Origin of the sequence: Proteiniphilum acetatigenes DSM 18083 (assembly GCF_000380985.1) — a bacterium.
Lineage (GTDB): Bacteria > Bacteroidota > Bacteroidia > Bacteroidales > Dysgonomonadaceae > Proteiniphilum > Proteiniphilum acetatigenes.
Genome location: NZ_KB905693.1, coordinates 140,737 through 158,275 on the forward strand (window position 1 = coordinate 140,737; position 17,539 = coordinate 158,275).

Genomic DNA, 17,539 nt, shown 5'->3' on the forward strand with positions numbered 1-17,539 from the left:
ATTCTTTTTAATCACCACGGTTTTCCTGTTCCCTGAAGAAGCCACATCTTCGACCAGGCGCTGTTCTTGGATTGGTCTGTACCCTGATATGGGGTTGCTTCCAGCCTTTCGATAGCCGCTTCGGCATTCGCCCTGTTCTTTTCAATCTCATCAGTGGTGTGATAATACCAGCGGATGGGCAATACGGTACGTAGTGCGGCCGGACCTGTCTCCAATGCCGGCAAGCCGGTCCTGCGCCAGTCGAACCAGGCTTCATGTGCCGTAGTCCAATGGGCAATCCACTTTTGTTGGATAATACTTTCCAGCCCGTCATAAGGTGCATTCTCAATATAATCTTCAAATTCACCTTCCACTCCCCAGGCTCGGAACGACTCCCTCACACCGTCGGTATAATATCCGGCCGGATCGCCGGCGATCCATCCCCTGAATGCTGCTTCTGCGAGGAGCAGATTGGTTTCTGCGGCAGAGATCAATCTCATTAGCACAAGGGGATCGGTTGTCTTTGTATAACGGTTGTTCAGATGGGAGGCGTACGGATTCACTGTTCCCTGGGAAGCATTGTCGTTATTCATATTAAAGATCTGTACCAACGGATGGGAAATGGTTACTCCCGCATATTCGGGATCAAAATCCACCTTCATTCCATTTTCTTCAAATTTAGTCACTACATCCTGCGATACTTCCCGAATTTTATGTTCATCATCAATTTCCACAATACGGTCTATGCCTGTTCCCGAAACCAAAACCAGTGGGATCTGAATCCTATCGGCCCATACTTCCAGACGGGGGTCATCGTATTCCCTCATTACATCCACCAATGTTTTCCCCATTTTCACCCTCATATAGGCTCCGGCCGGATCTACATCGTAAACGGTATTTAACGGGTTGGAAACACTGTTCGACGTTCCGGGGAAGCTGATGTTCGCATCGTCACCCGCGACCGTGATCAACGGGTATCTGGCAGGATCTCCGGCAATTCTCTTGATTCCCTCTTCCGCAAAGGCGGGTTCTTTAGCCTGTAGCCTCATATAGTACCGTAAGGCCAGTGAATTCGCAAATTTTTGCCATTTGGATACATCACCGTTATAAACCACATCTTGTTTGGCTACAATATTGCGATATTCATTCGCACTTTTCGACAAGAGCGTATTGGCAGTATCCAGATCGGCAAGGATACCATGGTAAATCTCCTGTTGCGGATCAAAAGCCGGCATAAAATGGTCTGATCCCTGTTCGGCCTTCAACGCGTCTTTATAAGGTGCGTCGCCCCATATATCGGTAATCAGGCCGAAAACATATGCCCTCATGATCCGGGCGACTCCCTCGTGAAACTCGTAATTATGCTCAACAGCCTTTTTGAAATACTCATCGTTGTTCATCAAAATGCTGTAATATCCGTTCCAGCTATGCGAAAGGGTATTCCAATCGTAATTATTATAACCGCCAAACCAGCCGGTTTGCTGTGTATGCTGCATAATTCCTGAAAAGGTACCGAAACCGATATTGTAAACGGTTTGTCCTACATTCGTCTGAACCGTAGGCAACAGGAAGTTTACATCCGCAATTGCCGGATCAACACCGTTCGGATTGATATTCAGTTCATCCAGATCCTTGCATGAAACCACAAATCCGAGTACCAGCGTTACAATTATGATAAAACTGTTTTTTAACTTATGCATGACCTTATTTCGATTAAAAAGTAAAACTTAATTTAAACCCGACCGGAACAACCCAGGGCTCGGCGTTAAAACGTTCGACACCTTGTTTAAAACCTCCGTTACTACCCGATTGATAAGCTCTTTCCGGATCTATTCCCATCCCGGCGCTTTTCGCCCAAAGCATGATGTTCCTGCTGTATACTGAAACGTTCAGGTCTCTCATCCTCAGTTTTTGTGCGGCCTTATCGGGAACCCTGTAGTTCAGTGAGATCTCCCTTAATTTTATATAGTCCGCATCGAACAGGTTCGCTTCCCCGATATCCCACGGATAGCTCATTACATACGGCCTGAATTCAGTACCTTCATTGCCAAGATTTTCCTTGATAAGAATAAAATTACCCTCATCGTCATACCGGCCGTATACACCCGGAGCAAAAGTCCCGTCGTATGCTCCTATACCGGTATAGAAATCGTTATAATATCCTCCGAAATCAGGAGTAGGGCCACCGACAGGTCTTGGATTATCGGTATAAATCAATTTATCGGCATTGGCTACCACCCAGTCACGAAGCGCCTGACTCGGGCCACCACCCAGTCCTTCGGGCGGCGTAACCAACTGGTTGAGCCATGTGTTTGAAACAACACCTTCAGTGAGGTACCGCCAGGTTTGCGACACATACTGTCCTCCTGATCTCCAGTCGAACGTCATACTCAACGTAAAATTCTTATAGGTAATTGAGGTTTGAAGCCCCATGATAAAATTGGGGTTATAGTTACCCACCTTAGAGTATTCGTCCTCTGACTGCCATTCGGCATCTTCATCGTTTTCCGGTAGTAAGGGATATCCGAAATAGGGGGAGTTTTCATCGGTTACTCTCAGTATTTTCCGGGTGTAAAGATTTCCTATCAACCCGTCCCTGCCCAGGGATTCATCTTTTGCATAAGCAATATTTCTTACCCTTGCCTCATCCCAGAACTGGACAAAATCGGTTCCCTCAGACAGTTCCAGTAACCAGGTCTTATTTTTAGTGAAATTCACATTCAAATCCCAGGTCCAGTCTTTGGTTTCAATGGGTGTAAAGCCAAGCATCAATTCCACGCCCTTGCTTTGCAGTAAGCCGGCATTGATCTTTATACTGTTGAATCCGGCCGATCCGGCCAACGGTACGCTCAGGATCTGATTGCGATTGTCTGCCTGGTACCAGGTTCCCTCGAACCGTAACCTGTTATTGAACATTTTTATATCCATCCCCACTTCATAGGATTTCGACTCTTCGGGAAGCAGGATGGGATTTAAAAGATCCCCGGGTTTTCCGAGACGGATCGCATCACCCCATTGTCCCGCATCATAATAGGTCGCATAAAGGCTGTAAGGCGAAGTATCATTCCCTACCTGGGCAATACCTCCTCTTATTTTGAAAAGATTTACGTTTCTTCCCATATCGATCATATTATTCAGCAGAAGGCTCAATGAGGCGGAGGGATAGAAATAGGATCTGTTCTCCGCAGGAAGTGTGCTGGCCCAGTCGTTTCTCGCCGTCAGGTCGAGATACACCATGTCTCTCCATCCCAGGTTAGCCATTGCGTAAAGGCTGTTGATCGCTCTTTCGTAACGGGCATTGGAATAATTCAGTGAAGTGTTTTCAATATTCTGGATCGTATACAAATAGGGGATAATCAATCCCGATCCCGGTTTCGATGAATTACTCACATTCGCCCAGCGGGAATAGAGAAGGTTACCTCCGGCAGAGGCAGTAAGAGAGAAGTCATCCCAATGGTTTTTATAGGTAGCCAGCACATCGGCATTGGTTTCAGTGCTTTCGCTGGTAACGATACCGTATGCTCCGTTATTGGGTTCCTGAGAATATCCCGGATCTATCTTCGTTTCCCTTGTTTCGTCCGATCTGTTCAGCGCATATCTTCCCATAATGCTCAATTGCGGGGTTATCTCCCAGGTAGCGGAAACATTCCCTATAAGCCTGTTCCTTTTGAAACTGTTATTGATGCCATACGCAAGAAAGTACGGATTTTCCCAGCCTTCACCTATGGTGAGTACCTGTCCTCCGCCAAGATCATAATCTTTCATCTTACGGATATCCACATTGGGGGGTGTCCATGCAGCCCATTGCAAAGGATTGGCGCCCCTTTCCTGGGTAGCCGGCCTGTTATCGGCCCAATTCTGTGTATAGTTGATATCGGTACTTACAGTAAGTCCTTCCACTACCTCCGATGCGGCGGCAAGTGTCAGGTTATTTCTGTTGAGATCCGAATTAGGTACCAAACCTTTATTAGTCATATTGGATACGCCGAGCCTGTAGTTCACCTTGTCGTTGCTGCTTGAAATAGCTACGCTGTTGGTAGTGGTAACTGCACTGCCGTTAATAAAGTTCTTATAGTTGTCAGGATAGGAAACCAATTCTGTGGGTATTGGAACTCCATTGGCATCGAGTGGTGCAAACGGTTGAACCTGCCAGTAACCTTTATTCAGTTCGGGCCCAGCTCCGGCCTGTTCCGAGGGACTGAAAGGAGGTATGATTCCACTGGGAAAAGTAGCATCGGTATAGCTCCTGGCACCAAATCCAAAACGGTTTTGCACGTCCAGGTATTTTGACGGAATATCGAAAACGGTGTTTGAAACTATTTCCACTTTCATTCCGCCTTTCCGGTCCGACTTTTTTGTAGTGATAAGCACCACCCCGTTACCGGCACGCGTTCCATAGAGCGCTGCGGCACTGGGTCCTTTAAGGATGGAAACACTTTCAATACTTTCCGGATCGATGTCCGAAATCGCATTCCCGTAGTCGACCAGATTGCCGTTACCAAAACCGCCTACATTATTTACGGAGCTGGTCATCGGCACACCGTCGATCACGAACAAAGGCTGGTTATCGGTACTCATGGAAGTCGCTCCCCTAATGATCATACTGACTGTAGATCCTGCACCGCCGGTTGAGTTGATAGTTACCCCCGTCACTTTACCTGCCATTGAAGTAAGTACGTTCTCGTGAACCACTTTGGCAAGTTCTTCAGATCCGAGTTTCCCTACCGAATAACCGAGTGATTTCTCTTCACGGCCGATACCAAGAGCTGTAACCACTACTTCACTCAGCGTTTCAGTACTCTCTTCCATGACAATGCTGATATTCGCACGTCCTGCAACAGCTATTTCCTGTGTTATGTATCCTATATAGGAAAAAACCAGGGTTGCATTCGACGGCACATTTATTATATAATTTCCTTCCACATCGGAAACAGTGCCTTCCGCTGTTCCCTTTACAACGATACTGACCCCTATAAGCGGCATCCCATCGGAGGCTGATGTAACCGTACCGGTAACACTGATAGTATTTTGTCTTGTATCGGTTGTCTCTGCTAAACCGGTTCCTATAGATAACAGGAGGAAAGCAAGAGACAGCATCACTTTACACCGGTTCTGAAATTTATTCATTGGCAATTTTTTTGCTTCCATTTTCACATTGGTTTAAATCGGTTTTAATTAACTGCTTCGAATGTAAGTATTGCAGCAGAAGTACTTAAAGCAATCAAAGGATTTTGACTGACTATCGCATCAGGGGACAATGTCAGGAACATCACCAACCGCATGGAGCTGCTCGTTATCTCCTGCACAATCACTTTCCTGTGAAAATCCCGTATGCCGATAAATGCATCCGAATCGGGAAAATCGAGTGTCATCACACCCGGATAGGTTACAACCGGAATACCGGGAGGCTGTGTACCTGTCGCAAAATCAGGAATGGTAGGTATGATGAAATTTTCATTCTCATTCAATACAAATGTGGCGTTCTCGTCGGATGTGTAAGTTGTCAACGCAAAAACATCCTGACCAAACACCGCTTCTCCACCCGTCTTGGTGATCTGAGCACCTCCCATCTGCTGCAATCTCATCGCATAGACGATACCCCCGAAAGAGGAGCCGTCTGTTGTGTTTTGCCTGTAACGACCATCATAATAAAAAGTGAACTCATCATTATATGCTTCAGGCAGTCCGACATATACACTAAAAGCTCCCGAGGGCAACGATGGAATATCTTCATCGAGCAATGAGAAATTCGCGTCGGAGTTCACCAGCTTGTCATTGACAGTATGCGACATGGTAAGTTTCCATGTTTTACCATCGTACCCTTCGGCTGTGTGGTTTCCGGTCAGCAAGGCATAAGGGGTGAGCGAAACAGCTAAATTCACCTCTGTGGTTACCGAATTACCGGCATTGTCTTTTGCTGTTAATGTGGCAATATAATAACCCCCTTCTTCATATACATGTACAGGATCTTTTTCCGTACTGACATTTCCGTCTCCAAAATCCCATTCCCAGTTTACTGCACTATGGGTAAGCGCCGTAAAAGCAACCTGTTTTCCGGCTATACTGTGAAAAATCACTGCAGAAAGCGGAAATTCCGTTTGTGATCCGTCATCTGAGCATGCCGGAAAAAGGAGAACCAGCAGGTACAAAAAAACGGAAAGATAATAGACAACTCTTCTCATACAATTGTTGCGTTTTTGGATTAATAACATGGATAATATTCACTATAATTTTGTTAAATAAATGAATTGAAATGATGACATAAAAATATATTAATAATGTTACGATATGATTAAATTCAGGAGGCACTATGTTAAGTAAAAGTTACTTGTATAAACAGCCGTAACTAATTGCCTACACCCAGCACTTTTTTGATTTCCCCCATCTCTTTTTCTATTTCATTTCTGCGTTCTTTGTTAAAATGGGTAAAAGGCATTGCCGGAAAATCACCGCAAATTCCTGCGACGGACAATGCGCATTTGAGACCTATCAGGTAACTGGAACCGTACTTGCCTTTACTGTAAATGCCGGTAGATATCTGCATCACTTTTTGCTGCAGGCTTCTCACTTTTTCAATATTGTGTGATTTGGCCGCATTATACAGTTCAACATACAACTCCGGGAATAAATTGGCTCCTCCGTTGACCCCCCCGTGGGCGCCCATCAGTACCATTTCGGCAGTCATTTCTTCCGGACCGACAAAAATCATGAATTCAGGTCTTTCTCTCATGATGTACATCACGGTCTGTAGATAAGTACCGTTGGCGGAACTGTCTTTAAAACCAATCACCTTTTCATTTTGAGCAATTTGCTTAATCGTTTTAGGATCAAATGCTACTTTTGTATGAACAGGCATATTGTACAAAAACAAAGGAAGGGGCAACAGGGAAATCAGATTCTCGAAATACCCGATCAACTCCGACTGGGCGGTAGCAAAATAATAAGGAGGCGTTGCAACAACCGCGTATGCGCCGGCTTCATACGCCTTTTGAGCCAGAGCAACGCTGTCGCTAAGAGACGTATCGGAGATGCCGACCAAAAGAGGTAGCCGATTTCCCAGAATCCGGCTTGTTTCTTTTATCATTTCTTCGCGCTGACTCATACTTAAACTTTGGGCTTCTCCGGTAGTACCCAGGATGAAAATACCATGTACCCCACCTCTTATCACGTGTTCGACCAAATTATTCAGTCCTTCTATGTCGATCCGGTTATTTCCGGACAATGGTGTTACAAGAGGGACAATGATCCCTTCAAGTGGTTTTAGTTGCCTGTATTGCATATGATTAAAACTATTTATTTAGTTTATTCCTCTTTATTTACCCTGCCCAAGAGACTCTCTTCTTTGTTTTCTCTTTTTATTCAATCTCGCTAAATCGTTTTAGCTTTGAGATATATAATAACTGCCCATCATAATTATTCCAATTTGTATTTTCTACGGGTGCCTTTGAGATGACTGCTGGATCACCAACTCCGGTTCCAAAAATAGTTTTGATTTATAATTATTTTTCTTAATGCGTTTAATCAATATATCGATTGATCCTTTTGCAATTTGCTCGATCGGTTGCCTGATATAGGTTATGGGTGAATAAAAGAGATTAAATGCATCATTTCCATTAAAACCCACTACGGCAACATCCTCCGGTATTTTCACATTCATTTCATTCAAGCAGTACAATCCATTGGTGGCAAGCATATTGGTTAAAAACATAACGGCATCCACATGCTCCCTGTGGATCAATTCTTCCAATGCTACTCTGATATCCGGTTTCGGATTCAGAATATTTACCTTCCTGACATGCACATAAGCACTTAGTCCCGCATTTTTCATCGTGTCCTCATATCCCGAAATACGATCTAAAATATGATGCATTTCCGTATTATAAGCGATCAACGCGATATTTTTATATCCTTGTCCGAGCAGATGCTCCGTGGCTAGTTCCGTTGCCCTGTAATTATCCAAACAGGATGAACTCAAATCTATATCCGGAAAATATCTGTCCAGCAACACTGTAGGGAAATGGCTGTCATAAAGTCTTTGGATAAGCTTCATCGAACCATCGCATGGCACCAGTATCAATCCTTCTACTCCTTTGTTGAGCAGCACATCCACCAATCTTTCTGTATTTTTCAGATTTTCATCCGTACTACTGATTAACACGGTGTAATTCAATTCGCTGGCCCTATCTTCTACAATTCTTGCGATTGCCGAATAAAAGGGATTGGAAATATCGGTAACGATCAAACCTACCAATTGAGTTTTTCCGGACCGTAAATTTTTTGCGACAAGATTTGGCGCATAATGCATCTCCTTCGCAGTCTCAACAACCCGCCTGGCGACTTCCTCCCCGATCCTGTACTGTTCAGCCTTGCCATTCAATACCATTGAAACAAGGGCGGGCGAGACACCTACCATTTTCGCAATATCTTTTATCGATATCTTTTTTTCCATTTGCAGGTGAAAGAATAAGAATGAAATACAAAAATAGTTTCATTAAATCGTTTTAGCAAAATAAATTTATATGTTTTACAACATATTTTTACGTCTGGTACAAATTATGTTTGCTTCAACACAGTACAAACCCTGGATTGTTACAAGATATTCTGATTTATATTTGGTTTTGATACATAATTTATTCATTTCAGGGGTGTATTTATTACAAAAAAAGATATATTTTACACTGTAATTTTGTGATACATAGATGTTTTATAGAAAATCAAGAAAACAATTGAAAATTAAAACCAGGACCACCTGCCCAAACTGGACAGACAATCCTGGTTTTTTTATTTGGATAGCAATTACCCGCTTAATTTATCTTTCCTCCAAGATGACAATATTTTCCATACAACACGTTATATGTCTTCCGGTTTTCTCCCCTGGGAATATATACCGTTTTATAACCCTGAGCAAAAGCTTCCTGGGCTTTTTCAATGGTTGGGAACAGGCCTGACGCAATCCCGGCGCACATCGCCGCGCCCAATGCTCCTGCCTGTTGTGTAGCCGCCACTTTAATAGGTACGCCCATGATATCGGAGAGTGTCTGCATCACATAGGGTGATTTCAATGAAATACCTCCCACTCCAATCACCTCATTCACCTGTACACCCTCGTTCTCAAGATGCTCCATAATAGCACGGGAGCCGAAAGCTGTGGCTTCCACCAGGCTTTTGAAGATCTGCGCAGGGGTAGTAGCCAAAGTGATACCGGCAATGCCTCCCTTCAATGTGAGGTCGGCAAAGGGGGTACGTCGTCCGTTCAACCAGTCGGTCGCCACCGGATCCGACTCAGTTACCGGCAGTTTTTCCGCCTCTTCGGTCAGCTTCGACAATATCTGCGCTGTTATTTCTCTCTTTTGCTCTTCCGGGAGCAGGTTCAACGACCAGGAAAGTATCTCCTTCCACCAGGCATATACATCGCCAAAAGCAGATTGTCCTGCCTCGAGACCTATCAGGCCGGGAATAACCGACCCGTCTACCTGACCGCTGATCCCGGGGATCAGTTTATCTGCGATATCCTCTTTCGGGGTAACCACAATATCGCAGGTAGAGGTACCGACAATTTTCACCATCGTGTGCGCTGTGATCCCCGCACCAATAGCTCCGGCATGCGCATCCAGGATGCCAACCGCAACATCTATCCCCTCAGGCAATCCGAGCCGCTCTGCCCATTCTTCGGTCAGTTTGCCGGCGGAGACATCGCTTGTGTAAGTTTTGTTCTCCAGACGGGCGGCAAATCCCCCGAACAGGGGGTCAAGTGCGGAAAGGAACTCTTGCGACGGATAACCGCCCCATGCTGACGCCCACATCCCTTTGTGTCCCGCAGCACAACGGCTACGCTTCACCTGTTCAGGCCGCAGATTTCCCGTCAATAATGCCGGCATCCAGTCGCAATGCTCAATAATGGAACAGGCTTTCTCCCTTATTTTTTTATTTGCACGAAGTACGTGCAGCGCTTTTGCCCAGAACCACTCTGAAGAGTAGATCCCTCCGGAGCGGGACGTAAAATCGGTCTCCCATTTACGGGCCAGGGCATTGATTTCATCTGCCTCCCGGATAGAAGTATGATCTTTCCAGAGAATAAACATTGCATCGGGATCGTCGGCATATTCAGGCAGCAATGCCAACGGTGTGCCGTCACGGTCCGTCAGGCAGGGTGTGCTCCCCGTCGTGTCAATTCCAAGAGCAACAATATTTTTCGCTTCATCAGGAGATAATTGTGCCAGTAAATCGTGAATCACCTCCACAAGCGAATCAATATAATCCTGCGGATGCTGCCGGTACCGGTTGGCAGAAGGATCACAATATAATCCTTTTTTCCAGCGGACATAACCGGAGATCGCAGTCGCCAGTTCTTTTCCGGATACGGCGTCTAAAGCTACCGCACGACATGAATCGGTACCATAATCAATTCCTATGACTAACTTTTCCATATCCATCTATTTTCCGTTACCCAGCTTCTTGCTGCGTGCAATCGTAAAACTATAATAAGTAATAATAATAAATGCGACGGCAGGTACCCAGTAGGCGAATTTAATACTTCCCGCCTGATCGGAGAGGATACCCTGCATCTGTGTCAGTAGTGCCGCACCGGCAATCGCCATCACCATGCCAGAACCGGCAATCTTGGTATCATCTCCCAGTCCTCTCATGCCAAGCCCGTAAATGGTGGGGAACATAGCGGACATACAACCCGAGATACCCATCAAGGCATATACTCCCACAAATCCTTCTCCGTAAATCGTCAAAAGTGAACATATCACCGCCAGAATACCCAATCCCGACAATATGTTCACCGGCCGGGTATATTTCATCAGCCAGGTGCAGATAAAGCGTCCAAGCACAAAGAGAATAAGCGACATGATATAGTAAGTGGCGCCCGCCTGCTCGGCTGTACGTGGTAAGAGTGCATCCAGTCCGATCGCTTCACAAAGTGCATAAAAACCACCTGCCACCGGCTCTACACCGCGCAACGCCCCGATAATTGCTTCCTGCGAAGGATTTGCACCCAGACCGGCGATCACTGCATCCAAATCGAGTTGCTGCATGGCGTAACGGATGATGAACGACCAGACTGCGATCTGCGCACCCACATAGAAAAACTGTGCCAATACTCCCCAGACGTAATTCTTATTCTTTTTTAGCCGGCTCCATGTCGCTTTCAGGTCCAAACTCTTATCGTCATCCTGTGCTTTCGGCATTTTGGTGAATATGATCAGCAGTAACAGTACCAGCATCACTGCCCCCAGGATCAGATAGGCCATGGTGACGGCATTCAGTTCACCCCGTTGAATGGCAACCAGTTCTGAGCCGCTCAGGACAGCCCTTTCGCCGGCCGTCATGGTATTCAACTGAGATAAGACAAATATCTGGCTGGCCAGCACACCGGTCAATGCACCAAACGGATTGAACGACTGAGAGAAGTTCAACCGGCGGGTAGCTGTCCTCGGATCCCCGAGTGAATAAACATACGCATTGGCTGACGTTTCAAGTACAGATAAACCGGCAAACAGCACGAAGATGCCGAAAAGATAGGTAGCAAAACTCAACGGCGAACTGATATCATTTACCAGCATAGCCGGATAAAAGAGCATCGATCCCGTTATACAAAGCGAGAGTCCTAACAATACTCCTGATTTGAAAGTGCGTCTCTTGATAAAAATTGCTCCGGGAAGTGCGAAACAACCGTAACCGAGAAGATAGCAAACTACCTGGATCCATGCTGTTTGCGTATCGGTCAGGCTCATGATGCGCTTGAACGCTGCCAGCATGGTGTCGGTCATATTGTTGGGTACCGCCCAGATAAAGAAGAGCGAAGTAAGAAGAATAAAAGGGAGCAGGATCCCGGGAGGGATCAATCGGTGCTTTTCTACATTATTTGTGTTCATATTTTTATTACTAAGAAGTCTGATGTTATGAAATTAAGAAGTCAAGAAGTTAAGAAGATAGGAAACCAATCCGATTTAAAATATTGTCCTAACCTTTTCAAGGTTTACCCCTAATAATTTCTCAGCTATAGGAGAAAGGCTTGCCTCATCTCCTGTGAAATGGAATACGTTGTGTTTGTGCGACAGCGACTCTCCCGGTTTCAGGAATGCAGCGGGCGAGCAACTTTCCAGCTCCAGGAAGGGGCCCATAATGCTTCCGTCTTCCAACGGACCGTCGTTATAAGCATTCAACGCATCTCCTACAAGCGGATTCCTGTCAGGATTCCATTCCTGATTCAAATAGGTTGCATCCGGTTCAGTATCAAATGTCACGATAGTCAATCGCTTTGCAAGCGGATCATAATTTCCCGCGATCGACCTGGTGCGTTTGGCATTCATTCCCAGTTTGCCTCTTGATTTTCCATCGGTTTTAAAATAGAGGATACCATTATCGTCAACCAGGCGGTCCGCAGGAATTTCACCGAAATAATCGGATGTCACCACCTTACCCAGCTCCTTCCCGTCACCGGTATTATAAGGGATCACAGTTACGGCAGCTTCGGACGGATTGAACATATCGAGCATCCATATACAGACCGTACCGGTCTCCGGGGTCCATTCGAAATCATTGCCATTGACAATTTTGTTGGTTGTTTCATAGGCCACCCCATTCACTCCTTCAGGGATTTCAACCTGCAATTTACCCGTTATTTCACTGGGGGAAAGCAATACAACTTTCCGTTCTATCGCAATATTCAGGAGACTCCCCAAGTAGTTCTTCTGTTCCATCTCCTTGACAAAAACAGCCTCTTTGGGAGTCACACGGCTTACCTCCCACTCTTCGATATCGATGGCTTTGGGAGTATGCCAGTTATCATATACCTGCTCTTTCCCCGGCTCAAAAAATATGGAATACTTCCCCCCTTCCGGGCCGAGCCAGAAACGATCTTCTCCGCCGAAGCCGTTCATATGTTCATCTACTATACCCGCATCGAAGAAGTTGTAATTTACAAATCCGTGACTATTACCTTCCGGTCCATTAGCCGTAGAAGTAAATACTTTTCCCTGATACTTCGCCGACAGGATTATTTGTGCCTTTTCATCTTCCGACTTCAGTACGATCAATCCCTCATCTTTTTCGGACAGATAGTTAAGATCATATCCGAAAGTCCCCTTTTCATATTCCTTTTCCATATTTCCTGATGTTTTCCCGTTGCCTGTACAGGAGAGTAAAATTGCACCCCCGATTATGGCAGGCAGTACACTGCGATAGATTTGTTTTAGTTGCATAAGATAAAAATTAGACACAAGAGCCAAGAATCAGGAACCAAGACATTTTATTGACAATATCGGTTACTTCGTAATTGGCCGCGTCGATTATTTAATAATTTCACTTGATTTTTCCGAATTTATCGAGAATACGGTTATAGGCTTCCGCAGCAGCACCGTTTCCCCAATCGTATATTGTAAATTCTCCCATTCCTTCACCTTCGGGGCTGGTACGCCCTCCATGGCCGTAATTTTCCATCATAAAGCCGTAATCTTCCTCTCCGAAGAAGGGATACACTTTCTCCCATTGTGCTTTGGTGACAGGATTCAGGGGACTATACATCATTACAAACGATGCTTTCAGCGCAGCCCACCCTCTCTCATTGTACTCATCACTGTCCAAAAGTTTCCCGTATTGCAGGATCAACTCGGAGAAAAGGCTCTGGCGGGAGTCGTTCCATTCGGCATCGGCATTCAATACCCCGAAACCGCCAAGCACATTCACATACATGTAGGGCGGCTGCCACGAAGCCTGTGTCATCAGCAATTCATCGAGGGTACGCCGCCCCTGTTCCAGATATCGCCGGTCGCCGGTCATCCGGTAACATTCGAACAGTGCTTCGGCCGTCCAGAACATGGAGAAATTATTCTGTTTGTACATATTATTTCTGACGACTTTTTTCCCGACAAGGTGATCTGCTCCATACCGCGAACAGGACCAGTAGGTCTCGAAATCCTCCCATCTTCCCGAGGGAATGATGTCCCGGATTACCGCATCGATGGCTTTGAGACCTGCCTCTTTGTATTCCTGTTTTCCGGTCAGCTCATAGAGTTTCAAAAGAAAGGTCGCCGACATAGAGGTCTCAGGCGATCCATTCAGGTGAGTCATCGGTTGCAGCGTGCGCAGGTCGAGCCATCCCGGGAAAAAACCATTCTCCGACTGGATACCGAGCAATGATCCGGCGTATTGTTCCGCGTAACGAAGTAATCGTTCATCCTTTTCCAGTTCATCATACCAACGAAGCATGAGCAACGCGGTCCAGCTCATATCGAGAATATGGAATGGTGATTCGGCAGCATTCCAGGTATAAGGATTCCGGTTTGAATTTCCCCAGTAGCAGGCATCCCATCCCTTACTACGGTTATATTTTCTCCCCTCGATCTCCACTTCATGCATCTCTGTGCCGATCAAGCCGTAAAAGAAACCTTCAACCTGTGGAAAAGAGAGAGCCAACTCTTTGGTAAGCAGCGCCTTTTCCATCAAGGCTGTGTTGCCGGTCCTTCTGGCATACCGGTACAATCCGCCGGCAGAACGCAGGGAACTAAACCAGGCCTGATTCCATACCGAACGGAATTCCCGTTCATTGACTTCTCCTGGATAATTGGGGCTCTGCGTGACATTCACGATAAAAACCGGTGAACCGACCTTCTTACCGTCCAGTTCGAACTCCTGCCATACGTTATCCGCCCAACTGTTGAAAGCCCAGTTATAGGTGTGCTCCACATATCGTTCCAAATCGGCATCTACCGGATTCCCGGCCTGATAAAGATCATGCCCCCAACGATTCCAGAGGAAATCGAGTGGCCTCCTGAAAGGGTTTTTTAGTGACGCTTCGTCACTATGCACCATCAGGAAAAATCCGATCTCCACTTCTCCTGCCGGATACTCAGCACCCGGTTCACGGACAAACAGGACATGATCGTCGACCCTGCTGTTACTCATCCCCAATACCAGGCGATTATTTTCAGCATCGAGATCGAGATACCATCTTACCGGAGTTCCCTTTTTCATAATATCAAGATCGGGGATCAGGGTAATCACCTGCCGGTCATCGGCGACGATCAGTGCCGGAGAACGGAATACATGCTGGTCGATAATATGGCTGCCGGTAGGTGTAAGGTGGGGCGCCCAATGGAAAGACGGGGTAAACCCGGGAGTGACAATCACCTGCCAGTCATCCTGGTGAACAGTCTGGCCGGGAGAGAAGTTGAACTGTATGTGGAGGCAATTCTCGTCCACCACCTCGATCCGGCTGGTCCCCTTTTCACTCCCCAACAGGTCATATTGGATTTTTCGAACAGCTTTCTCCAATGAACGGGGCAGCTTCAGCTCCATCGGCAAAGATTGGCTCCCTACCCTGGCATCCTGTGCCTGCACCACGGAAGAGAAAATCATAACCGTACCCAACACTGTATAAATAAGCCTCTTTATCATATTTTTCATATGACTAAAATATTTATTTTCAATGGTGTCATATGGAACTCGCTTTTAGTCATGATCTTGTGTGATAATGATTATCATGCTCGTTTCAAATCATCAAAATCACCACTACTTCCCAAAAAATCGGGAAAAGTTATCCCGACTTGCCGGGATCATCAAAATCACCACATCATCAAATCAGTGAATCATCAAATCAATTTATTCTTTCGAGTATGATCTGATTCAGTTCGAACTGATCGGCTTTCCCGTTATTTCTCACATGAAAAGTGACGGAATTTGTCTGGGGCGTGAGTTGTATATCCCCCACATGAACATTCTCCCGGAAAGTTTCTTTCCCGGCTTTAGTCGATATCCAGTCCGAAAGGCGGTTCTGACGTTGCCATACCTGGAAATCAGCGCCGGTCGGCTTTTCGTGGTAGTTAACCAATACCCTGTATTTCCCTTCAGGTACATCCGTAAGCATCACCCTGACCATACCCTGTCCAAAGGAGGTAAGCATCAACCCTCTGTCTAAAATAGCCTGTATTCCCCTGTCGAGGGTAATCTCCATCAGCTGCGGGAAATAGATATGCTTTTCAGGAAAGTAGACCTCCCTTAAATCCGCGGTCGGTTCCATCCGTTCTTTCAACGGTTGTGCCGCGTAAAAGAATGCAACAGACGTATAATCTACGGGAAAATTATTGCCTACCTCTCCATGTTCCATACCGTGATAGATTTCTTTCCCGAAAGACATCTTATCCGAAAAGAAAAAACGGTAGCCTCCGGTACGTCCCATCGGCAGGGAATAATCAAGCGAACCGTGTATCGGCATGCTGATTCCCCTGTCCCACCGGTCGAGCAGCGCATACCACCCTCCGTTATAATAATCTTCCGAACCGGTACCATGCAGACGCATTTTTCCATCCACATATGTGGTATCATCTCCCTCGAAGAAAAGAGTCATACCCGGTCGCAAACCCTGTGCCTGATGGATGGTCCCCACATAATGACCTTTTCCTTTGGTTTCCATAAAAGTATAGAACTGACCCGATTCAGGTTTTTCTCTTCTCCAAACGGTATAGAGTTTCCCTTCCTCATTGAGATTTCGTCCGTTGTCGTTATAATACACTTTCACATTCACCGGTACAGCGTTTTGCTGTACTCCTTCCCTTTTCTCATAGATGAGTTTCATGGAAGCCGATCTATCGAAAGGCATGGGCAGGTAACAGTAGTTGGAAGTTTGCTGCCGTCCCATCACGATACTTCGCATAGCCGGTTTTCCGTAGGCATAACCGAAAAAATCAGCCAGGGGGGCATAGATGGCTTCTACCTGTTCATCATCCCACTTTGCGGAAAGGATGATATCTTTATAAATCCCTTCAAATGCAGTTCCACCGTCAATCTCAAAACCGACAATACGGCCCGGGGTTGTTTTCTCAAAGAAAGCTACCTCTTCTCCCGGTTCAATAGTAAATGTTTTTTCTTCGGTACGGACATTGGACGATAAACCGGTTGCATAGCGGTTTACTGTAGGTGATATATCAGCCCATACGTCACTCACCTCTGCCAACAATTCTTTGTCGGAAGCGGAGAAATTCCCGGTCCAGCTTTCCACATTCATTCCGGGTAGCATCCGGTATTGAATTTGATGGAACATGATCCGCTCTCCCTGGAACACGATCTTTAATGATTTTGCGAATGGAATAGGGATATAGCTGTAATACCCTCCTATTTCGTTACCACAAACCGGTTTTACGAAAGGATAGACCTTTCCCGAAAAAAGATCCATAAAACGAATCTTCAGGCGTGGGACCCGTTCTCCATCGAAGTAAAACAACAATGTGTCTTCTGTAGGTGTAGGAGTCCATATACGGTTGACCACACCCGCCCCTTCGAATTCGGCCAGCACCAATCCCTCCTTCTCCTTACGAATGAAAGAATAGTTACCACTAAATCCGTCGTCGTTTCCTCCTGTCCGGTCGTAACTCGACTCCTGTTCTATCAATTGATTATGCCGATATGCAGGCAACCGATCCACTCTTTTCAGAAGCTCCACCTCATCGTTCCACCGGTAAGTTTGGTTTTGCCCGTTCATCTGAAAGAGAGATAATAAAAACGTAAAAATGAGTAATAATGTCTTCAATCCTATTCTCTTCATCATTCTTTCATT

General features: G+C 45.9%; 10 protein-coding genes. All 10 read right to left on the minus strand.

Going from position 1 to position 17,539, the window contains the following annotated elements; translation table 11 throughout:
* Window positions 1-11 precede the first annotated feature (11 nt).
* On the minus strand, window positions 12-1,679 hold the full coding sequence (locus tag F597_RS0102670; RefSeq protein ID WP_019538164.1) for a SusD/RagB family nutrient-binding outer membrane lipoprotein: 1,668 nt from the start codon (window positions 1,677-1,679) through the stop codon (window positions 12-14).
* A gap of 13 nt (window positions 1,680-1,692) precedes the next feature.
* A complete protein-coding gene (locus tag F597_RS0102675; RefSeq protein WP_019538165.1) occupies window positions 1,693-5,106 on the minus strand; it encodes a SusC/RagA family TonB-linked outer membrane protein in 3,414 nt (1,137 codons plus the stop codon).
* 44 nt (window positions 5,107-5,150) lie between these two features.
* Window positions 5,151-6,161 (minus strand): PKD domain-containing protein, encoded by a 1,011-nt coding sequence (locus F597_RS0102680; protein WP_019538166.1) that lies wholly within the window; start codon window positions 6,159-6,161, stop codon window positions 5,151-5,153.
* A gap of 164 nt (window positions 6,162-6,325) precedes the next feature.
* Entirely contained in the window at window positions 6,326-7,258 is a 933-nt protein-coding gene (locus F597_RS0102685; RefSeq protein WP_019538167.1) for a dihydrodipicolinate synthase family protein, read from the minus strand.
* A gap of 153 nt (window positions 7,259-7,411) precedes the next feature.
* A complete protein-coding gene (locus F597_RS0102690; protein WP_019538168.1) occupies window positions 7,412-8,428 on the minus strand; it encodes a LacI family DNA-binding transcriptional regulator in 1,017 nt (338 codons plus the stop codon).
* 355 nt (window positions 8,429-8,783) lie between these two features.
* The gene (locus tag F597_RS0102695; protein ID WP_019538169.1) at window positions 8,784-10,412 is read right to left on the minus strand and encodes a ribulokinase; all 1,629 of its coding nucleotides are present in this window, start codon (window positions 10,410-10,412) and stop codon (window positions 8,784-8,786) included.
* Window positions 10,413-11,861: an L-fucose:H+ symporter permease gene (gene fucP, locus F597_RS0102700; RefSeq protein ID WP_019538170.1), complete on the minus strand. Its 1,449-nt coding sequence runs from the start codon at window positions 11,859-11,861 to the stop codon at window positions 10,413-10,415. It lies immediately after the preceding gene.
* 75 nt (window positions 11,862-11,936) lie between these two features.
* Window positions 11,937-13,190, minus strand: coding sequence for a DUF6786 family protein (locus F597_RS0102705; protein WP_044060020.1), 1,254 nt, complete (start codon window positions 13,188-13,190; stop codon window positions 11,937-11,939).
* Between the two features lie 100 nt (window positions 13,191-13,290).
* Window positions 13,291-15,393, minus strand: a complete 2,103-nt coding sequence (locus F597_RS0102710) for a glycoside hydrolase family protein (protein ID WP_245541979.1) — start codon at window positions 15,391-15,393, stop codon at window positions 13,291-13,293.
* Between the two features lie 190 nt (window positions 15,394-15,583).
* A complete protein-coding gene (locus tag F597_RS0102715) occupies window positions 15,584-17,530 on the minus strand; it encodes a glycoside hydrolase family 172 protein (protein WP_019538173.1) in 1,947 nt (648 codons plus the stop codon).
* Between the last annotated feature and the right edge of the window lie 9 nt (window positions 17,531-17,539).